13 protein-coding genes are annotated in these 19,482 nt (G+C 73.2%); 7 read left to right on the forward strand and 6 right to left on the reverse strand.

Annotation, left to right across the window (positions count from 1 at the left end; translation table 11 throughout):
• Positions 1–377 precede the first annotated feature (377 nt).
• On the reverse strand, positions 378–947 hold the full coding sequence (locus tag AB0389_RS08230; RefSeq protein ID WP_366394517.1) for a MarR family transcriptional regulator: 570 nt from the start codon (positions 945–947) through the stop codon (positions 378–380).
• A gap of 101 nt (positions 948–1,048) precedes the next feature.
• Between AB0389_RS08230 and AB0389_RS08235 the strand changes: the two genes are divergently transcribed.
• Complete coding sequence (locus tag AB0389_RS08235; RefSeq protein WP_366394518.1) at positions 1,049–2,374, forward strand: MFS transporter; 1,326 nt, start codon at positions 1,049–1,051, stop codon at positions 2,372–2,374.
• Here the strand turns inward: AB0389_RS08235 and AB0389_RS08240 are convergent.
• Both AB0389_RS08240 and AB0389_RS08245 read right to left on the reverse strand, forming a co-directional pair.
• Positions 2,363–4,105: an ATP-binding SpoIIE family protein phosphatase gene (locus AB0389_RS08240; RefSeq protein WP_366394519.1), complete on the reverse strand. Its 1,743-nt coding sequence runs from the start codon at positions 4,103–4,105 to the stop codon at positions 2,363–2,365. The two genes, AB0389_RS08235 and AB0389_RS08240, sit on opposite strands and share 12 nt — an antisense overlap.
• A 149-nt stretch (positions 4,106–4,254) precedes the next feature.
• A complete protein-coding gene (locus tag AB0389_RS08245; protein WP_366394721.1) occupies positions 4,255–5,715 on the reverse strand; it encodes an NAD(P)/FAD-dependent oxidoreductase in 1,461 nt (486 codons plus the stop codon).
• Positions 5,716–6,045: 330 nt separating this feature from the next.
• Between AB0389_RS08245 and AB0389_RS08250 the strand changes: the two genes are divergently transcribed.
• Together AB0389_RS08250 and AB0389_RS08255 are read left to right on the forward strand one after the other, a co-directional pair.
• Entirely contained in the window at positions 6,046–6,876 is an 831-nt protein-coding gene (locus AB0389_RS08250; RefSeq protein WP_366394520.1) for a helix-turn-helix domain-containing protein, read from the forward strand.
• Positions 6,877–7,291: 415 nt separating this feature from the next.
• Positions 7,292–9,184 (forward strand): sigma-70 family RNA polymerase sigma factor, encoded by a 1,893-nt coding sequence (locus tag AB0389_RS08255; RefSeq protein WP_366394722.1) that lies wholly within the window; start codon positions 7,292–7,294, stop codon positions 9,182–9,184.
• A gap of 29 nt (positions 9,185–9,213) precedes the next feature.
• Here AB0389_RS08255 and AB0389_RS08260 read toward each other — a convergent pair whose 3' ends face one another.
• Positions 9,214–11,319 (reverse strand): asparagine synthase-related protein, encoded by a 2,106-nt coding sequence (locus tag AB0389_RS08260; protein ID WP_366394521.1) that lies wholly within the window; start codon positions 11,317–11,319, stop codon positions 9,214–9,216.
• A 693-nt stretch (positions 11,320–12,012) separates the two neighbouring features.
• On the opposite strand from AB0389_RS08260, the gene AB0389_RS08265 reads away from it, so the two are divergent.
• The 4 genes from AB0389_RS08265 to AB0389_RS08280 all read left to right on the forward strand — a co-directional run bounded on the left by AB0389_RS08265 (position 12,013) and on the right by AB0389_RS08280 (position 17,276).
• Positions 12,013–13,560, forward strand: a complete 1,548-nt coding sequence (locus AB0389_RS08265; protein WP_366394522.1) for a sporulation protein — start codon at positions 12,013–12,015, stop codon at positions 13,558–13,560.
• 171 nt (positions 13,561–13,731) lie between these two features.
• The gene (gene lhgO / locus AB0389_RS08270) at positions 13,732–14,970 is read left to right on the forward strand and encodes an L-2-hydroxyglutarate oxidase (RefSeq protein ID WP_366394523.1); all 1,239 of its coding nucleotides are present in this window, start codon (positions 13,732–13,734) and stop codon (positions 14,968–14,970) included.
• Between the two features lie 174 nt (positions 14,971–15,144).
• Positions 15,145–15,879, forward strand: coding sequence for a tRNA (guanosine(46)-N7)-methyltransferase TrmB (gene trmB, locus AB0389_RS08275; RefSeq protein WP_366394723.1), 735 nt, complete (start codon positions 15,145–15,147; stop codon positions 15,877–15,879).
• A 53-nt stretch (positions 15,880–15,932) separates the two neighbouring features.
• Positions 15,933–17,276 (forward strand): PrsW family intramembrane metalloprotease, encoded by a 1,344-nt coding sequence (locus tag AB0389_RS08280; protein ID WP_366394524.1) that lies wholly within the window; start codon positions 15,933–15,935, stop codon positions 17,274–17,276.
• A 34-nt stretch (positions 17,277–17,310) separates the two neighbouring features.
• On the opposite strand, the gene AB0389_RS08285 is transcribed toward AB0389_RS08280, so the two are convergent.
• Both AB0389_RS08285 and AB0389_RS08290 read right to left on the reverse strand, forming a co-directional pair.
• The gene (locus AB0389_RS08285) at positions 17,311–18,255 is read right to left on the reverse strand and encodes an aldo/keto reductase (protein ID WP_366394525.1); all 945 of its coding nucleotides are present in this window, start codon (positions 18,253–18,255) and stop codon (positions 17,311–17,313) included.
• A 145-nt stretch (positions 18,256–18,400) separates the two neighbouring features.
• Positions 18,401–19,477: a M23 family metallopeptidase gene (locus AB0389_RS08290; protein WP_366394526.1), complete on the reverse strand. Its 1,077-nt coding sequence runs from the start codon at positions 19,475–19,477 to the stop codon at positions 18,401–18,403.
• Positions 19,478–19,482 lie beyond the last annotated feature (5 nt).

Raw genomic sequence — 19,482 nt, forward strand, 5'->3', positions numbered from 1 at the left:
CTATCAGACTCTTTCGTGTCCGATTCCCCGTCGGAGCGGGGCTTGCTTTCCAGTTCTTCGCTTTCGCGTTTCCCTTTCCGGCGGTTCCGACTCTATCAGATCCTTTCGGGCCTGATTCCCAGTCAGAGTGGGCTGTCATCCGGGCTGTTCGGCCCTTCCGACGTTCCAAACCTTAGCCGATTCCGCAGGTGACTCATAATCGAGTCAACCGAATATCAATTACGGCACGCCGAAATTGACCCCGGTCTGGGAGATCGTTCTGGTGTTTGGTTGCCGCTGACGCGGCGGGAGTGGTTGCTACGGGACCATGTCGGCTCCGTGACAACTCGAAGAACCTTACGGACCGCTGAGGGGCGTGTCAAACCGGGGAAACCCGGCTACTCAAGGTCCGTCAAGCGCCCGCCGGCATCCGGCTGGGCCTGTTCCACGCGGCGGAGGACGCGGATGAGCATCTCGCCCAGCACGCCGCGCTCGTCGCCCGAGAGGTCCTGGAGGAGTTCCTCCTCGAAGTCCGACGCCATACGCATCGCCTCCAGCCACTTCGTACGGCCCTCGTCCGTCAGCTCGACGATGACCCGGACCCGGTTTTTCTCGTCGCGGTCGCGCGTGACCAGGCCCTCGCCCGCCATGCGGTCGACGCGGTGGGTCATCGCGGCCGGGGTCAGGCCCAGGCGCTTGGCGAGTTCGCCGGGGCCCAGGCGGTAGGGCGCTCCCGCGAGGACGAGGGTCTTGAGGACCTCCCACTCCGCGCTGCTGATCCCCAGGTCGGCGACCTGTCTGCCGTACGCGACGTTCATACGGCGGTTCAGCCGGCCCAGCGCCGAGACGACCTTCTCGACCTGGGGGTCCAGATCGCGGAACTCGCGCTGATAGGCGGCGATCTGCTCGTCGAGGCTCGGTTCCTGGAGGTCCGGCGGGACCGGTTTCTCCGGTGTGGTCTCTGGCATCGGGGCAGTATGCCACGCACCCGGTGGCATTGAAGTCCTTCGATGTGTACAGTTCACCTCCTAAGTTTAGCTTTGAAGTCTTCAGCTTTGAGGGGTGAGTGGTGACCACGGCGACGGGCGCGGCGATGCGCCGGATCCAGGCGGGGAACGCGCTGAGCGCGTTCGGGCTCGGATTCACGGTTCCGTATCTCTATGTGTATGTGGCGCAGGTACGGAACCTGGGGGCGGGGACGGCCGGTGCCGTGCTGGCGGTCTTCGCCCTGGCCGCGCTGGTCGTGCTGCCCTTCGTCGGCCGGGTGATCGACCGCCGGGGGCCGCTGCCCGTGCTGATCGGCGGCTCACTGCTGGCGGCCGTGGGGGCGTTTGCCCTGGGGCTGTCGGGGAACGTTCCCGCCGTCGTCCTCTCCGCCTCTCTGCTGGGCGCGGGTACGGCGGTGCTTCAGCCCGCGCTGGCCACGATGATCGTGTGGTGTTCCACGCCGGCGACACGGACCCGCGCGTTCGCGACGCAGTTCTTCCTCGCGAACCTGGGGCTCGGTGTCGGCGGGCTCATCGGTGGACAGCTCATCGACACGGACCGGCCCGGCAGCTTCCTGCTGCTGTTCTCCATCGAGGCCGCCATGTTCCTCGTTCTGGCGGCTGTGGCCGGTTCTGTTCGGATGCCGCGGCCCGGCGGTATCGGCTCTGTCGGTACCGCCGCGCCGGCGTCGGCCGGGCGCCGGTCCGGGATGCGGGTTCTGCTGCGTGACCGGGCCATGGTGCGGCTCTGTGTGCTGGGCTTCGTGCTGTTCTTCGCCTGCTACGGGCAGTTCGAGTCGGGGCTCGCCGCGTACAGCACTGAGGCTGCCGGGCTCGACCCGTCGATGCTGGGGATCGCGCTGGCCGCCAACACGGCGGTGATCGTGCTGGCGCAGTTCGTGGTGCTGCGGCTGGTCGAGCCGCTCAAGCGCAGCCGGGTGATCGCGGCGGTCGGGCTGATCTGGGCGTTCGCCTGGCTGCTCGCCGGCTACGCGGGGCTCGGGTACGGCAGTGCGACGCTGGCGACGGCGGCGCTCATCTCGACGTACGCGCTGTTCGGGCTGGGTGAGGCGATGCTGTCGCCGACCGTGGCGCCGCTGGTGGCTGATCTGGCGCCGCCGTCGATGATCGGGCAGTACAACTCGGGGTTCGCGCTGGTCAAGCAGTTGGCGCTGGCGGTCGGTCCGGCGGTGGGCGGGCCGATGGGGGCCTCGCTGCACGCGCCGTACATCGTGACGTTCGTCCTCTTCTCGCTCGGCATCACGGTGCTCGCCCTTCGGCTCGGGCGGCTGCTCACCCCCGTACAGGACCAGCCGTCCCTGCTGACGGCGGGGTCGCGGGTGGTGGCCCGGCACGCGCCGGACGCGGTGGCCACCGTCGGTCCGGAGCGGCAGCGCTCAGTGCGGTAGCGCGAATTCGCACCAGACGGCCTTGCCGCCGCCCGGGGTACGGCGTGATCCCCACGACGAGGCGATCGTCGCGACGATCGAGATACCGCGGCCGGCCTCGTCGGCCGGTTCGGCGCGGCGGCGGCGCGGCAGGTGGTCGTCCCCGTCCGTCACCTCGATGATCAGCCGCCGGTCCGTTCTGCGCAGGCGCAGCCGCATGGGCGGGGTGCCGTGCTGGAGGGAGTTGGCGACGAGTTCGCTGGTGGCGAGGACGCCCAGGTCGCGCAGTTCCACGGGGAAGCGCCAGGAGGCCAGGACGCCCGTCGCGAAGGCGCGGGCGCGGGGCGCGGCCTCGATGCCGCCGAGCAGGTCGAGCGCCGCGTTGTGGAACAGCTCCGCGTCCGCTCCCGTACGGGCGGGGTGCTGGAGGACGAGGACGGCCACGTCGTCGTCGTGGTCGTCGGTGACGCCTAGGGCGCGGATGAGCCGGTCGCAGACGACCTGAGGGGTGCCCTGGGCGCCGGACAGGGCGCGTTCGAGCCGGGCGACGCCCTCGTCGATGTCCTCGCCCCGGCGCTCGACGAGACCGTCCGTATAGAGGACCGCGGTGGAGCCGGGCGGGAGGGCGATCGCGGCCGAGGTGTGCTGCCAGCCGCCGGTGCCGAGGGGCGGGCCCGTGGGGTCCTCGGCGCGGGTGACCGAGCCGTCCTGGGCGCGTACCAGCAGGGGGAGATGGCCGGCCGAGGCGTATTCGAGCAGCCCCTCGTTCGGGTCGTGCACCGCGTAGACGCAGGTGGCGATCTGGCTGGCGTCGATCTCTGCGGCGAGACCGTCGAGGAGCTGGAGCACTTCGTGCGGCGGCAGGTCGAGCCGGGCGTAGGCGCGGACGGCGGTGCGCAGCTGGCCCATGACGGCGGCGGCGCGGACGCCCCGGCCCATGACGTCGCCGATGACCAGGGCCGTGCGCCCGGCGCCGAGCGTGATCACGTCGTACCAGTCGCCGCCGACGGCCGCGTCCTCGCCGCCGGGCCGGTAGGTGGCGGCGACGCGCAGGTCGTCGGGCTGCTCAAGCTCCTGCGGGAGCAGGGAGCGCTGGAGGGTGACGACCGTACGGCGGTGGCGGCGCTCGCTGCCGCGCAGCCGCTCGGCGGCCTCGGCGTGGTCGGTGACGTCGGCGGCGTAGATGAGGATGCCGGCGGTGCCCCGGCAGTCGACGGGCGTGCAGGTGACCGTGTAGGAGCGGGTGAAGGGGCCGTCTGTGTGCCTGTTGGGGGCTGCTGTGGCGGCGGTTGTGCCGGGGGGTGTGCCGGGGGGTGTGCCGTCAGCTTCGTTTGCGGTCTTCTCGGCTTCGGCGCCGCCCTGGGCCTTGCGGGACTTGACGGTGCGCGGCTTTCCGCTGCGGAGGACCTGGTCGAGGAGCGGGAGCAGTCCCAGTTCGGCCAGTTCGGGGCAGCTCTCGGCGGCGGGGGCGCCGGCCTGGCGCGGTCCGAAGGCCGTCGCATACGCGCCGTTCACGTACGCGACGCGGTGTTCGGGGCCGTACACCAGCGCGGCCAGGGCGGGGAGTTCGCCGAGGACGTCCCGTACGGAGAGGTCTTCGAGGGCGGGGATGTCCGTCACGGGGTCGGGGCGCCGCTCCTGCTTTCCGCGTTCGTACTCACCGCGGGCCGCCGGCACGGACCCGCGGTCCGTGCGCGCGGCGGCGCGACGCTGCGTACCGGGGAGGCGGGCGCTCCAACGCGTGAAGTTCACGGATTCTCAAGCCTCATGGTGTCGTGATGGGGGTCGGGGCCGGTTCACTCTGTGCAGATGTGAGCCCACCTATGGTCACACGCCCAGTGTGACCGATCGCACTGACAACCGCCTCCCCCGCCGGGTTCCGGCGCCGGGTTCCGGCCGTCTCAGCTGTCCTTGGGCGGCTGGTCGGTTCCCGCAGCGCGTTCGAACTCGGCGCGCGGGTGTTCCAGTGAGCCGAGGGAGACGATCTCCCGTTTGAAGAGCCCGGAGAGGCTCCATTCCGCGAGCACGCGGGCCTTCCTGTTGAAGGTGGGGACGCGGCTGAGGTGGTACGCGCGGTGCATCAGCCAGGCGGGGTAGCCCTTGACCTTGCGGCCGTAGACGTGCGCCACCCCTTTGTGGAGTCCGAGGGAGGCGACCGAACCGGCGTACGCGTGACGGTAGTCCTGGAGGGGTTCTCCGCGCAGGGAAGCGAGGATGTTCCCGGCGAGTACCTTGGCCTGGCGGACGGCGTGCTGGGCGTTCGGCGCGCACTCCTTGCCTGCGGAATCGGCGTCTGTTCCGCCACCTGTCGCGCCACCTGTTCCGCCGGTGGATTCGGCGGTGGATTCGGCGGCGGTCAGATCGGGTACGGCGGCGGCGTCGCCCGCCGCCCAGACATGCGCGGCGCCGTCGACCGTGAGCCGGGCCGTACAGCGGAGTCTGCCGCGTCCGTCGAGCGGCAGACCGGTGGCGGCGAGGAGCGGGTGGGGCCGGACGCCCGCGGTCCAGACGACGGTGCGGGTGGGGAAGCGGGTGCCGTCGCTGAGCACGGCCAGCCGGTCCGCGCAGGATTCGAGGCGAGTGTGGAGCCGTACGTCGATGTTGCGGGCGCGCAGCTCGCGCACGGCGTATCCGCCCATGGTCGCGCCGACTTCGGGGAGTATCCGGCCGGTGGCCTCGACGAGGATCCACTTCATGTCCTCGGCCTTGATGTTGTGGTAGTACCGCACGGCGTAGCGGGCCATGTCCTCCAGTTCGGCGAGGGCCTCCACGCCCGCGTAGCCGCCGCCGACGAAGACGAAGGTCAGGGCGGCGTCGCGGACGGCGGGGTCGCGGGTGGAGGAGGCGATGTCCAGCTGTTCGAGGACGTGGTTGCGCAGGCCGATGGCCTCTTCGACGGTCTTGAAGCCGATCGCGTGTTCGGCGAGGCCGGGGATCGGGAGGGTGCGGGAGATGGAGCCGGGCGCGAGGACGACTTCGTCGTAGCCGAGTTCGACGGTGCCGGTGCCCTCGGCCTCGGAGCCGAGGGTCTTGAGCGTGGCGGTGCGCTTGGCGTGGTCGAGGGCGGTGGCCTCGCCGATGACGATGCGGCAGCCGGGCAGGACCCGTCTGAGGGGGACCACGACATGGCGGGGTGAGATGTTCCCGGCGGCGGCCTCCGGCAGGAAGGGCTGATACGTCATATATGGGTCCGGTGTGACCACCGTGACCTCGGCCTCTCCGCTTCTCAGCTTCCGCTGGAGGCGCAGCGCCGTATACATCCCGACGTAGCCGCCTCCGATCACCAGAATGCGCGGCGCTCCGGGCGGGGGTGCGGGGGTCGTCCCCCGGGAGATCTCAGCCTTCACCTTCCCATGACGCATCGGGGCCCGGGGTTTGTCCACAGGCACGACACATTGTGTGACCGGAGGTCACCGGGGGCCGTGGGCCGCCGGGAGCGCGGCTGCGTGTGGAGGATCCCAGGTCAGTGGGGGCGTGCGGGGGGGCGCGCGAAGGGGGGATCGGGTGCGTTCCGGTCCTTGCTCCGATCGGGGGGCGCTCTGTGCGGAATCACCCTCTTCTGAATTGCCCCGGGCTCAACTATGTTCGTAACCCGTCGGAGTGTCCTGTCCGGCATCTGACCGGCCGGGCACGCCCCGGCAGTCAGGGCGGGGCGTCTCCGGGGGGAGACATCGTTAACCGGGGGAACCATCATGCAGATTCAGGATTTACACGGTCATGCCGTTGTCGTCGCGGGCGGGAACGGCCGAGTGAGTACGGGACCGGGACCGAGTTCCGGTTCGGGGTTGAGTTCGGGTTCGGGCGCGGGTTCGGGTACAGGTCCGGGTACGGGTACAGGTGGCGCGGCCGGGCGTTCGGCGCCGCTCCGGGTGGACGCGCAGCGCAATCTCGAACACGTACTACGAGCGGCGCGTGAGGTGTTCGGAGAACTGGGTTACGGCGCTCCGATGGAGGACGTCGCGCGCCGGGCACGGGTCGGGGTCGGCACGGTCTACCGGCGGTTCCCGAGCAAGGACGTGCTGGTCAGGCGAATAGCCGCGGAGGAGACATCCCGGCTGACCGATCAGGCGCGGACGGCGCTCGGGCAGGAGGAGGAGCCGTGGTCGGCGCTCTCCCGGTTCCTGCGCACCTCGGTGGCGTCGGGCGCGGGGCGGCTGCTGCCTCCGCAGGTGCTGCGGGTGAGTGTGGACGGGGAGGACGTGACGTCGCCGCCTGTGGCGGCGGACGGGGCGCGGGTGCCGCAGCAGCGGCAGGCCGGGCAGAGCGATCCTCGGCCGGCCGGTGCGCGGGTGTCGGCGTCGGCGGAGGGTCTTGACGATCCGGGCGCGGCCGAACTGCTCGATTTCGTGGGGCAGTTGGTGGACCGGGCGCGGGAGGCGGGTGAGCTGCGGGGCGATGTGACCGTGGCCGATGTCCTGCTGGTGATCGCCACGGCGGCGCCTTCGCTGCCGGATCCGGCGCAGCAGGCGGCGGCTTCGGCGCGGCTGCTGGACATCCTGCTGGAGGGGCTGCGGCCTCGGTAGGCGGCTCGGTAGGCGGCTCGACAGGCAACCTCAGCAGGCGGCCTCGGTAGGCGCGGGGTGGGCTGTGCGGGACTGCGTTCCGTACGGCCCGCTCGGTGCCGCTTCTCGAACAGGCCCTCCGAATACGGCAATTGATCATTCCCCTAATGGGTGAAGATTAAAGCTCCGCTCCGGGAATCCACCCCGGACGAGTGGTTGCCACGTTCGAACATCCGGGGACACCCGGTGCGCTGTGGCACGCTGACCCGGTGTTCGGGTTGGAGCGGCGCGTACGGGGGCTTCCGCGATGAGCGGTGACGGGCGGGACGAGCGGACGGCGTCTCCACAGGTGCCTGCGCAGCGCGAGCGTGCCGGGGTGCCGTCCGCAGAAGTGCCGTCCGCCGAGGCGCCGGCCGATGACCGGCCCACGCTCGAACTGGCCGCCGTCGCGGCGCCGGAGGTCGACCCCGCGTCGCCCGCGCCGCCGCCCGCGGACGCCGTGCTCATCCGCCGGATGCGTGACGGCGACGACAGCGCGTACGAGGAGCTGTTCCGCAGGCACGCGGCGGCGGTGCGCCGTTACGCCCGTACCTGCTGCCGGGACGCGCACACCGCCGACGATCTGACGGCCGAGGTCTTCGCCCGCACGTTGCAGGCGGTACGTGGCGGGGCCGGGCCCCAGCAGGCGGTCCGGGCCTATCTGCTGACGACCGTACGGCGGGTGGCCGCGAGCTGGGCCAAGTCGGCGAAGCGGGAGCAGCTCGTCGAGGACTTCGCGGTGTTCGCGGCGCAGGCCGCCGGCTCCTCCGAGGTCCCGGACGCCGAGACCCTCGATCTGGGCGCCGATGTCCTGGCGATGCACGAAGCCGAACGGTCCATGGCGATGCGGGCCTTCCGGAGTCTGCCCGAGCGCTGGCAGGCGGTGCTCTGGCACACGACGGTGGAGGAGGAGTCGCCCAGCCAGGTCGCGCCGCTGTTCGGGCTCTCCGCCAACGCCACGGCGGTGCTGGCCAGTCGGGCGCGCGAGGGGCTCAAGCAGGCGTATCTCCAGGCGCATGTGAACGCGGCGCTGACCTCGGCCGGCGACTGCGCGCGCTACGCCGACCGGCTCGGGGCGTACGCGCGCGGCGGGCTGCGCGTCCGTGCCGAGCGCGGGCTGCGCAAGCATCTGGACGAGTGCGCCAAGTGCCGGCTCGCCGCCGGTGAACTGGCGCATGTCAACGCCGGGATCCCGGCGCTGCTGCCGGTCGCGATGATCGGCTGGTTCGCCGCGGGCTACTCGCTGAAGGCCGCGGGGATCGTGGCGGGCGGCGCGGTGGGCGCGGCCGGCGCGGGAGCGGCAGCCGCGGCGACGGGCGGAGCAGCAGGCGGGGCCGCGACCGGCGGGGCCGCAGGCGGAGCAGCGGCGAGCGGCGGCGCGGCGGGCGGGGCAGCTGCTGGCGGTACGGCCGCGGGCGGGGCTTCCGGGGGCGCGGCCGGGGGCGGTGCCGCCGCCGAGGGGCTCGGCATGCCCGCGAAGGCCGGGATCGGCGCGCTGGCCGTCGCCGTCGCAGCCGCCGGTCTGGTGTGGGCGTTCGCGGGCGGTGAGCAGAAGCCCGCGCCGAAGGCGGCGGCGAAGCCCCCGGTGGCGCGGTCCGTCGTACCACCGGAACCGGCGTCCCCGCCCGCGTCGAAGCCCGCGCCGCCGTCACCGTCGCCCGAGCCCGCCGCCGCCTCAGCTCCGGCCTCGAAGAAGCCCACGCCCACGCCCTCCTCCGCCAAAGCCGAGCCCAGCCCCAGGCCCACCCCCGCCCCGAGGCCGGCTCCCCGGCCCGCGTCCCCCACGGCCGTACCGGACACCCCGCCACCCGCCCCGCCCGAGCCGACGCCCACGCCCACGCCCCCGGAGCCCGCCCCGGCCGTCTACCAGGTGAACCAACTCGCGTACGACATCGGCGGGGACGGTACGGAGCCCGAGGTGCGGCTCGGCGCGAGCGGCGTGCTCTGGCAGCGGTCCGGCGTCTCCATCGGCGGCACCCGCTACGGCCACGGCGTCACCACGCACAGCCCGTCGTCCATCACCATCGATCTGAACCGCGCGTGCACCACCTACGAGGCCGTCGTCGGCGTCGACGACCTGACCCTGGGCCTCGGCTCGCTGCGTTTCTCCGTGTACGGCGACGACACCCGCCTCTGGCACTCCCCGGTCCTGAGCGGCGGCGACGCGGCCGTACCCGTACAGGTCGGGATCGCGGGCCGGAGCACCGTCCGGCTGGTGGTCGAGCCGCAGACACCGTTCGACGCCGTGGCGCTCGGCGACTGGGCGCAGTCCCGTATCACCTGCGCCTGAGCCGGCCCCCGCAGCCGGAAAACCGTCAACTACCGCCGCAGCGTCGGCCGCTGCGGGACCACGCCGCCCGCCACCGCGCGCTGGCGCGGCGCCGCCGTACCCGTCCAGCAGGTGCCCCGGCGCGACAGCAGGCGGCGCAGCCAGAGTTCGGTGGAGACGAGGTCGGCCAGGCCGTCGAGCGGGACGGGTTCGCCCTCGGCCGCCGCGCGCAGGGCCTTGCGGACGACGCGGGCCTCGATCAGTCCGGCGTCGGCGAGGAGCGGCGCGTCGAAGAGGGTGATCAGGTCGCCGACGGCGGCGCGCAGGCCGACGCGGGTGGCCGCGGCCGATCCGGGCCGGGAGGTGGCGCCCCAGCCGTCGGGCAGGTCGTGGATGCCGGTGGCGGCGAGGACGGTACGGAGGATCTCGGCGCGGGCGCCCGGCTGGACGCGCAGGGCCTCGGGGAGTTCGCGGCAGGCGCGTACGACCTGGTTGTCGAGGAAGGGCGCGTGGAGCCGCTGGCTGCGGATCTCGGCGGCCTGTTCGAAGACGCGGTGGTCGGCCGCGAGCCGGGTCAGGGCGGCGCGGGCGCGGGACTCGCCGGGGCGCTGGACGGAGGTCGGGCGGGTCGCCGCCGTCATCAGGCGAACCGATACTTCAGCCAGCGCCTCCCCGGTCAGCCAGCGGGCCGCCGGGCCCGGCCTGGACCAGGTGAGGGCGGAGAGCGAGGCGTTCAGCGGGCTGTCGGAGACGGGGGCGCGGAACCGGTTGGCCTCGGGCAGCCGGGCGGCGGCCTCCTCCAGACCGGTGCGGTACGGGGTACGGGCCAGCCGACGGGCCGCGCGGTACACGGTGAACGGCAGGAACAGCGAGGCGGGCAGGGCGCCTTCGGCCCGGGCGAGCGCGCTGACCGGGTGCAGCAGATGGCGTCTGCGCCGGTCCAGCAGCAGATCGGCCATGCGCGCCGGATGCGCGTCGAGCACCTCGCGCGCGCCCGTACCGGTGAAGTGGTCGGCGCTGCCCGCCGCGAGCCGGCGCCGGTGCCGCTCGGCGGTGACGAGGGAGGGGCCCGGCTCGTCGGTGAGCGGCCCGTCCAGCTCCGCGTACGGCAGGGCCTCCTCGCCGGCGGCGACGACGACATGGTGCAGCCGGGGGTTGGCGGCGATGGACCTGGCCCGTTCCAGCTCGGCCTCGTCGCGGCTCGCGCCGGACAGGTCGTTGAACGTCACGGCGAGCAGCCGCTCGCCCGCGCCCGTACCGTGCCCGAGGACCGTGCCGGGCGCGCCGGGCAGCCCGGCGGCCAGCAGCGCGAGCGTGCCCGAGGCGCTGCCGCCCGACAGGTCGGCGCCGATGCCGGGGACGGGCCCGCCCCGGGCGGCGCGCCGGTCGGCCGGGCCCATGCCGGGGACGGGGCCGGGATCGGGCGGCAGGGTCTCGGGCGCGTGGCGCGGCGCGAGCAGCCGGGCGCGTACGGCTTCGACCAGCGCGTCTCGTACGCCCTCGACCGCGCGGTCGGCGTCCTTCTCGGGCCCTGCGACGGCGAGGGACGCGACCGGTTCGTACCCGGTGATCTCGCGCGATCCCTCGCGCAGGACCAGCGCGTGGCCGGGCGGAACGCGTTTGACGCCGTCGTACGGGGTGGAGTCGCGCAGCGCCTCCGGTGTCTCCGGGCAGGCGAGGAGCGCGGCCAGATGCCCGATGTCGAGCTGGGCCTCGATGAGGTCGGCGAGCGGCAGGGCGGCGGTGGCGTACGCCGTGCCGTTCGCCCAGGGGGTGTGGAAGACGGGCCGCGCCCCGGCCAGGTCCCCGGCGACGGTGATACGGCGGCCGATCTGCGCGACGGCCGTGTAACTGCCCGGCCAGGCGGTGAGATGGCGCAGCGCGCCGCCGCGCGCGGCGAACAGCCCGACGCGCAGCTCCTCGTCGCTGGCGCCGCAGCAGCCGAGCACGGCGAGCCTGGTGAAGGGGTCGACCGTGACGACCCTCACCTCGTCGGGCCGCCAGTCGCCGACGGCCCACAGCGGATCCGGGTCGCCCCACAGGAGTTGGGAGCCGACGGGGTGCACGCTGCCGCTGTCGGAGTCGCCGACCGGGCCGACGGCCCCCGCCGTGCCGAAGCGCGCGGCGATACTGCTCCATCCCACCAACCAGCGCATCGCCGCCTCCACAGCCCGTGGACCATTCCGACCCCGGGCCAGGAGTGCAGAAGTACCGGAGTCCGGGGAGTAATCGGGGTACGCGTCGGAGGACGCGGAGCACCCGAATACCGTCCGGACGACCGGTCCGACCAGCCGTCGCCGGACCCGTTCGGGAACATGCTGCCACGACAACGGCGCATACGACGGCCCTCGGAAGCACGGGCGGGAACGCGAATGCGCCCCTGGCATTCGCCATATGGCGGAGAAACGGCCCTCGGCACATAGGCAGCATTCAGCCAATCTCCGTGCCCAGTACGGTGCTTGGGCGCGGCCGGTTGCCCGCCGCGACGCCGTCGCACGTTCAGCCCGGGAGGCGTTTCCCGCCTCCCGGACCGATCCACCGCCCGCGGGGATGGGGGCGGCGGGATCCCCCAGCCCACTGGTTTCCAGTACGCAATGGGCCGACCCACGCAGGTCTTATGGAAGCCCCGGCGTTCCTTCCCGGCCAAGAGCGCACGGCCGGGCGCACGGCCGCGCACCGGGAGCACGAGACCCCGCGCGGGGGCCGTCCTGGCGGTCGCCGCACGGACAACAATCCCGCCATCCGGAAGTCCGCCCCTTAACGGCCCGGATGTGGCGAACTACGCTGGGTTTACGAATGCCGCGCGCCTATGCCGCGACGCGGCGGCCGTCTGTGTCGAGGGGTGGCGCATGTCCAGGGAGCAACGAGGGCCGAACGAAAAGCTCGGAACCGTTCTCGCCCTCGCGGGAATCAGCAACGCCGGCCTCGCCCGGCGGGTCAACGACCTCGGAGCCCAGCGCGGTCTGACACTTCGCTACGACAAGACCTCCGTGGCGAGATGGGTGTCGAAGGGGATGGTGCCGCAGGGCGCGGCGCCTCATCTGATCGCCGCGGCCATAGGGGCCAAACTGGGACGTCCTGTCCCACTCCATGAGATCGGCCTCGCGGACGCGGATCCGGCGCCCGAGGTCGGGCTGGCCTTCCCGCGCGATGTGGGGGAGGCGGTGCGCGCGGCGACGGAACTGTACCGGCTCGATCTCGCGGGCCGCCGGGCGGGCAGCGGCGGCATCTGGCAGTCGCTGGCCGGATCCTTCGCAGTGAGCGCTTACGCGACGCCCGCTTCCCGCTGGCTGATAACGCCCGCCGACTCCTCCGTCGCGCGTGACGCGTCGGTGGCGGAGGCGGCGCAGGGAGCGCACGGCGCGGGGAACAGCTCGGGGAACAGCGCGTCGAACGGCTCGGGGAACAGCGCGGACGCCAAAGAAGCAAAAGAAACCAAGGAAGCGAAGGAAGCGAAGGAAGCCGGTGAGACGTCCCCGCTCCGCGTCGGCCACAGCGACGTGGCCAAACTGCGCGAGGCGGCCTCCGACGCCCGGCGCTGGGACTCCAAGTACGGCGGCGGGGACTGGCGTTCGTCGATGGTCCCGGAGTGTCTGCGGGTCGACGCGGCACCGCTGCTGCTCGGCGCGTACAGCGACGAGGTCGGCCGGGGCCTCTTCGGGGCCACCGCAGAACTGACCCGGCTGGCCGGCTGGATGGCCTTCGACACCGGGCAGCAGGAGGCCGCGCAGCGCTACTACATCCAGGCGCTGCGCCTGGCGCGCGCGGCGGCCGACGTACCGCTCGGCGGCTATGTGCTGGCCTCCATGTCGCTCCAGGCGACCTACCGCGGCTTCGCCGACGAGGGCGTCGATCTCGCCCAGGCGGCGCTGGAACGCAACCGCGGTCTGGCCACCGCCCGCACCATGAGCTTCTTCCGGCTGGTGGAGGCGCGCGCGCACGCCAAGGCTGGCGACGCGGCGGCGGCCGGGGCGTCGCTCAAGGCGGCGGAGGGCTGGCTGGAGCGGTCCCGCGACGGCGACGCCGATCCGGCGTGGCTGGGGTTCTACTCGTACGACCGGTTCGCCGCCGACGCCGCCGAGTGCTACCGGGATCTGAAAGCACCACGCCAGGTACGCCGGTTCACGGAGCAGGCGCTCTCCCGGCCGACCGAGGAGTTCGTACGCTCGCACGGTCTGCGGCTGGTCGTCAGCGCGGTCGCGGAGCTGGAGTCGGGCAATCTCGACGCGGCGTGCGCGGCCGGTACGCGCGCGGTGGAGGTCGCGGGCCGTATCTCGTCGGCGCGTACGACCGAGTACGTACGGGACCTGCTGCACCGGCTGGAGCCGTACGGGGACGAACCCCGGGTCGTCGAGCTGCGGGAGAGGGCGCGCCCGCTGCTGGTGGCGCCCGCCTGACCGCCCCGACGGACCGCGTTCCGGGCATATCGGCGCGTACGGCATATGCCTCCGGCCGTGCACGCCGGTATGCCCGCCCGACGGCCCCCGCATGGGCTTCGCGTGGGCTTCGTGTGGTTTAAGCACGTCATCCGCGGGCCAGTGCACTATCGGGGTGGGGAGGTGAGCCCGATGGACGGCAAACGCGGGGCCCGAGTCGCACGCGCGGAGTTCGACTGCGACGTGCTCGTGATCGGCGGCGGCATCGTCGGGCTGTCGACGGCGTACGCGGTGACGCGCGCCGCCCCCGGCACCCGCGTCACCGTGCTGGAGAAGGAACCGGGCCCGGCCCGCCACCAGACGGGGCGCAACAGCGGAGTGATCCACAGCGGCATCTACTACCGCCCCGGCTCGCTCAAGGCGCGCTACGCGACCGCCGGCTCCGCGGAGATGGTCAAGTTCTGCGCGGAGCACGGGATCGCGCACCGCGTCGGCGGCAAGCTGATCGTCGCGACCCGGCGCGACGAGTTGCCCCGGCTGCACGCCCTGGTCCAGCGCGGCCGGGAGAACGGCATTCCGGTGCGCGAGCTGGGACCCGCGCAGATCACCGAGTACGAGCCGCGGGTGCGCGGCCTGGCGGCGATCCGGGTCTCCACGACCGGTGTGTGCGACTTCACGGCCGTCGCGCGGCAGCTCGCGGAGTCGGCGGGCGCCGCGGGCGCGGCCGTACGGTACGGGGCCGAGGTCACCGCGGTCGACCGGCGGGCGTGGGGCGTAGCGGTCCGTACGGCGGCCGGGGAGACCGTACGGGCGCGGGCGCTGGTGAACTGCGCGGGGCTGTACGCGGACCGGGTGGCGCGGCTGGCGGGCGACGACCCGGGGATGCGGATCGTCCCGTTCCGCGGCGAGTACTACGAGCTGGCCCGGCCCGAGCTGGTGCGGGGGCTGGTCTATCCGGTGCCCGACCCGGCGTTCCCGTTCCTGGGCGTGCATCTGACCCGGTCCGTGGACGGCGGCGTGCACGTCGGGCCGAACGCGGTCCCCGCGGCGGCCCGCGAGGGCTACACGTGGTCGGCCGTACGCCCCGCCGAGCTGGCCGGGACGCTGGCGTGGCCCGGCTCGTGGCGGATCGCCGCCAGGCACTGGCGGTACGGCGCGGGCGAGCTGCGCCGCTCCCTGTCGAAGCACGCCTTCGCGACGGCCGTACGGCGGCTGCTGCCCGCGGTGACGGACGCGGACCTGCGGCCGGCGGCGGCCGGGGTACGGGCCCAGGCGGTGCTGCGGGACGGGACGCTGGTGGACGACTTCCTGATCCGGCGGGCGCCCAGGACGGTCCATGTACTGAACGCCCCCTCCCCGGCGGCGACGGCGTCGCTGCCGATCGGGCGGGAGGTGGCGGGGCGGGCGCTGGCGGTGCTGGCGGAGGGATGAGGGGAACGTGCGGGCGCTCCGTAGAATTGGCGCATTATGACCGAGCTGACCGAACAGGCCGTGCCGCCCGAGCAGGCCGGGCCGGACGACACGACCGAGCCACCCGCCCCGCACGCCCCCACGCCGCACGCCCCCACGCCGCACACCCCCGCCCAGCGCACCGCCGCGCACCCCATGAGCCGGATGTTCCCCGACGGCACCGGCCCGGCGGCCGACCCGGCCGGCTCGCACTTCGAGCGCCGTATCCGCAGCTTCCAGCCGCGCCGGAGCCGGGTGACCACCGGCCAGGCCGACGCGCTGCGCCGGACGTGGGCCGCCTGGGGCATGGACATCGACGGACAGCGGGAGCTGGACCTCAACGCGATGTTCGGCGGGCTGCCGGTCGTGCTGGAGATCGGCTTCGGGATGGGCGAGGCCACGGCCGAGATGGCCGCCGCCGACCCCGCCACCGGGATCCTCGCCGCCGATGTGCACACCCCCGGCCAGGGCAATCTGCTGCGGCTCGCGGAGGAGCGCGGCCTGGAGAACGTCCGGGTGGCCAACGGCGACGCGATCATCCTGCTCCGGGAGATGCTGCCGGCCGCGTCGCTCGCCGGACTGCGCGTCTACTTCCCGGATCCCTGGCCCAAGAGCCGGCACCACAAGCGCCGGCTGATCCAGGAGGAGTTCCTCACGCTGGCGGCCGGCCGGCTGCGGCCCGGGGCCGTACTGCACTGCGCGACCGACTGGGAGCCGTACGCCGAACAGATGCTGGCGGAGCTGACGGCGCACCCCGGTTACGAGAACACGGCGCCGGGCGGCGGATACGCGCCGCGGCCCGCGTTCCGGCCGCTGACACGGTTCGAGGGGCAGGGGCTGGAGAAGGGGCACGCGGTGCACGACCTGCTGTTCCGCAGGACGTCCGGCTGAGTACGAGAACGGCTCTCTCCCCCATTGTCAGTGCGGCTCGTTAGGGTCATGGGGTGTCAGAACCGTCGCCGCAGCGCCTCGACCCGCGTCCGGCGGTCCCCGACTTCGAGCAGCAGGAGCGGCTCGGCGAGTTGTGGACCGCCGTGCCGGAGCCTGCCCGCAGGCGTTACCGGCCGCGCCGGGCGCTCCTGCGCCACCGGGGGGTGCGGGCGGGGGCCGTGATCGCGGTGCTCGGGCTCTGCGCGCTGCTGATCCTCGCGCTGGTACGGGACGAGACGGGGACGGAGGGGTTCCTGGTCGGGCTGGGCCTGGCCGTCCTGCCCGTACCGCTGCTGCTGTCGGCGTTCCGCTGGCTGGACCGGGTGGAGCCGGGGCCGTGGCGGAGTCTGCTGTTCGCCTTCGCCTGGGGCGCGTTCGCCGCCGCGCTCGTCGCGATCATCGCGAACTCCTTCGCGACGGAGTGGATAGCGACGGCCACGGCGAATCCGGCGGGAGCCGAGTCCGTCGGGGCCACGGTGGTCGCGCCCGTCGTCGAGGAGAGCGCCAAGGCGGCGGCGATCCTGCTGCTGTTCCTCTTCCGCAGACGGTCCTTCACCGGGCTGGTCGACGGGGTGGTGATCGCGGGCTTCAGCGCGACCGGCTTCGCCTTCACCGAGAACATCCTGTATCTCGGGAGCGCCTTCGGCGAGGACCAGGACGTCGGCAACTCGGGCTTCGCGTCGATCACCGCCGCGACCTTCTTCGTACGGATCGTGATGTCGCCGTTCGCGCATCCGCTCTTCACCGTGCTGACGGGCATCGGCTTCGGGCTGGCGGCGACGGCCGACCGGCGCCAGAAGGTCCGCCGGGTCGCCTTCCCGCTGCTCGGCCTGGCGCTGGCGATGGGCATGCACGCGCTGTGGAACGGCTCGGGGTCGCTGTTCGGACCGTTCGGGTTCTACGCGGTGTACGCGGCGTTCATGGTCCCGGCGTTCGCGCTGCTGACCTGGCTGGCGATCTGGAGCAGACAGCGCGAGCTGCGCACGATATCCACCGAGCTGCCCGCGTACGCGGCGGCCGGCTGGCTCACCCCGGCCGCGCCCCTCGCGCTCTCCTCCATGCGCGCCCGCGGCCTGGCCCGTACGTACGCGGGCCGCGTCTTCGGCCCCCACGCGGCCCGCGCGGTCGGCGAGTACGAGGCGTTCGCGACGTCCCTGGCGTTCCTGCGCCACCGTGCCCAACGCGGCGCGGTGGGCACGGACTTCGTCGCGCGCGAGCGCGAGCTGCTGCACCATCTGTGGCAGCGCAGGGAGATAGCGGGCCCGGCGCTCACCCACGCGGCCCGCGTCACGGGCCGGGCGTGGGCGCCGCCGCCGTACGTGGACTACGAGGGCTACAACCCGTACCGGCAGTACTGAGAAGCGGTGGTCCACGCCCTCGCTGGGCACCGCCTCAGGCGGACGCGGCCGTCAGCTCCGCCACCTCCGCCGCCGTCAGCTTCAGCCCGGCCGCCGCGAGCAGCGCGGGGAGCTGCGCCACCGAGCGGGCGGAGGCGATCGGCGCGACCACGGTCGGCCGGGCCGCGAGCCAGGCCAGGGCGACGGTCGCGAGTTCGACGCCGTGCGCCCCGGCGACCCGGTCGAGCGCGGCGAGGACCCGTACGCCCCGGTCGCTCTCCAGATACTTCGCCGCGCTCCCGGCCCGCGCGCTGTCGACGGTCGTCCCGGGACGGTACTTGCCGGTGAGGAAACCGGCGGCGAGCCCGAAGTACGGCACAGCGGCGAGCCCGTGTGCGGCGACGGTGTCCCGGAGCTCGCCCTCGTAGGTGTCGCGCGAGACCAGGTTGTAGTGCGGCTGGAGCGCCACGTACCGCGCGAGCCCCTCCCGCTCCGAGAACGCGAGCGAGGCGTTCAGCCGCTCCGCGCTGATGTTGGACGCGGCGATCGCGCGTACCTTCCCCTCCTTCACCAGGCGGTCGAGAGCGGTGATGATCTCCTCGACGCCGACGGTCTCGTCGTCGAAGTGCGTGTAGTAGAGGTCGATGTAGTCCGTCCCCAGCCGGACCAGCGACGCCTCGGCGGCGGCCCGGATATTGGCCGCGGCCAGCCCCTTGTACCGGGGGTGCGCGCCGACCTTCGTGGCGATGACCACGTCCGGCCGGTTGCGGCGCGCGGCGAGCCACTTGCCGATGACGGTCTCGGACTCGCCGCCCACGTGCCCCGGGATCCAGGAGGTGTACGTGTCGGCGGTGTCGACGAAGTTCCCGCCCGCGGCGGCGTAGGCGTCGAGGACGGCGAAGGACTCCGCCTCGTCGGCGGTCCAGCCGAAGACGTTGCCGCCGAGGTTGAGGGGGAAGACCTTGAGGTCGGATGTTCCGAGCGTACGCAGTTCAGTCATACGGCATCTCTGCGCGGAACGGGATCTTCCTACTCCCCGGAACCGGCCCGGCGGGGCCGGTCGGGTGAACGGCCCGCCGCAGAAAAGCCGGGGCCCGCGCATACCGCGCGGGCCCCGGCTCTCCGTCCCGACCGGACGGGAAACGTCAGGGGTTGATGCCCCGGCTCTGGAGCCAGCTCATCGGGTCGATGCCGGTGCCGCCCGCCGTGTGGACCTCCAGGTGGAGGTGCGGGCCGGTCACGTTGCCGGTCGCGCCGACGCGGCCGATGACATCGCCGGTGGCGACCTTCTGGCCGACGCTGACGGTCATCGAGGACTGGTGGGCGTACCAGACCTCCGTGCCGTCATCCAGCTCCAGCACGGTGCGGTAACCGTACGAGCCCGACCAGCCCGCCGACTTGACCGTACCGCTGTGCACGGCCTTGACCGGCGTGCCCGTCGGCGCCGCGAAGTCGAGGCCGGTGTGGTGGCCGGAGGACCAGAGCGAGCCGGCCTGGCCGAAGGTGGAGGTGATCGTGTACGAGGAGGTGGGGAGGGAGAAGCTGGCGGCCAGCTTGGCGATGCGCTCCTGCTCCGCCTTGGCCTTGGCGGCGGCCTCGGCCTCCGCCTTCTTCTCCGCCGCGTCCTTCTCGGCCTGGGTCTGCTGCTTCTTGGCCGCGGAGGCGGCCTGCTGGACCGCGGCGGCCTCGGCGGCGGCGCGCTGCTCGGCAGCCGCCTCGGCCTGCTGCTGCTCGGCCTGCTGGAGGATCCGTGCGCGGAGCGCCTCGCCCGCGTCGGTGGCGCCCTGCTCGGCGTCCGCGACCGTGAGTCCGGCGGTGGAGAGGGGGGCCTGCGCGAGAGCCTCGGCGACCTCGCTCTTCTTGTCCGCCGTGCCCGTGCCCGAAGAGCCGATCCCCGGCAGGGACTTGCCGTCCGGGAGATTGTCCGCGATGACGTCGGGCAGGGATATGGAGACGGCCGGCTTGTCCTGCGCGGTGGCGATGCCACCGGCGCCGACGGCGGCGATGACGCCCACGCCGAGGACCGTGGAGCTGCGGGCGAGCCCGCGCTGCTTGGTGACCCGGTGCCTGCCGCGTACGGGGGGTCGGACGGTCTCCTCGGTGGGATTCCACTCCCCCCAGGTGCGCTCCGGCTCGTTGCCCTCGCCGCGGCCGAACCGGTAGGGCTCGGCGGGGGCGGCGGTCGCTACGGAACCTTCGGAGGCAGGCTTGTTGGACGCCACTGAGG

The organism is Streptomyces sp. NPDC093109 (assembly GCF_040701725.1).
GTDB lineage: Bacteria > Actinomycetota > Actinomycetes > Streptomycetales > Streptomycetaceae > Streptomyces.

Bases quoted from the DNA above. Each gene is read 5' to 3' on its own strand.
- AB0389_RS08230 (WP_366394517.1), bottom strand. From the start codon at position 947: ATGCCAGAGACCACACCGGAGAAACCGGTCCCGCCGGACCTCCAGGAA.
- AB0389_RS08245 (WP_366394721.1), bottom strand. From the start codon at position 5,715: ATGCGTCATGGGAAGGTGAAGGCTGAGATCTCCCGGGGGACGACCCCC.
- AB0389_RS08250 (WP_366394520.1), top strand. From the start codon at position 6,046: ATGCAGATTCAGGATTTACACGGTCATGCCGTTGTCGTCGCGGGCGGG.
- AB0389_RS08260 (WP_366394521.1), bottom strand. From the start codon at position 11,319: ATGCGCTGGTTGGTGGGATGGAGCAGTATCGCCGCGCGCTTCGGCACG.
- AB0389_RS08265 (WP_366394522.1), top strand. From the start codon at position 12,013: ATGTCCAGGGAGCAACGAGGGCCGAACGAAAAGCTCGGAACCGTTCTC.
- lhgO (WP_366394523.1), top strand. From the start codon at position 13,732: ATGGACGGCAAACGCGGGGCCCGAGTCGCACGCGCGGAGTTCGACTGC.
- trmB (WP_366394723.1), top strand. From the start codon at position 15,145: ATGAGCCGGATGTTCCCCGACGGCACCGGCCCGGCGGCCGACCCGGCC.
- AB0389_RS08285 (WP_366394525.1), bottom strand. From the start codon at position 18,255: ATGACTGAACTGCGTACGCTCGGAACATCCGACCTCAAGGTCTTCCCC.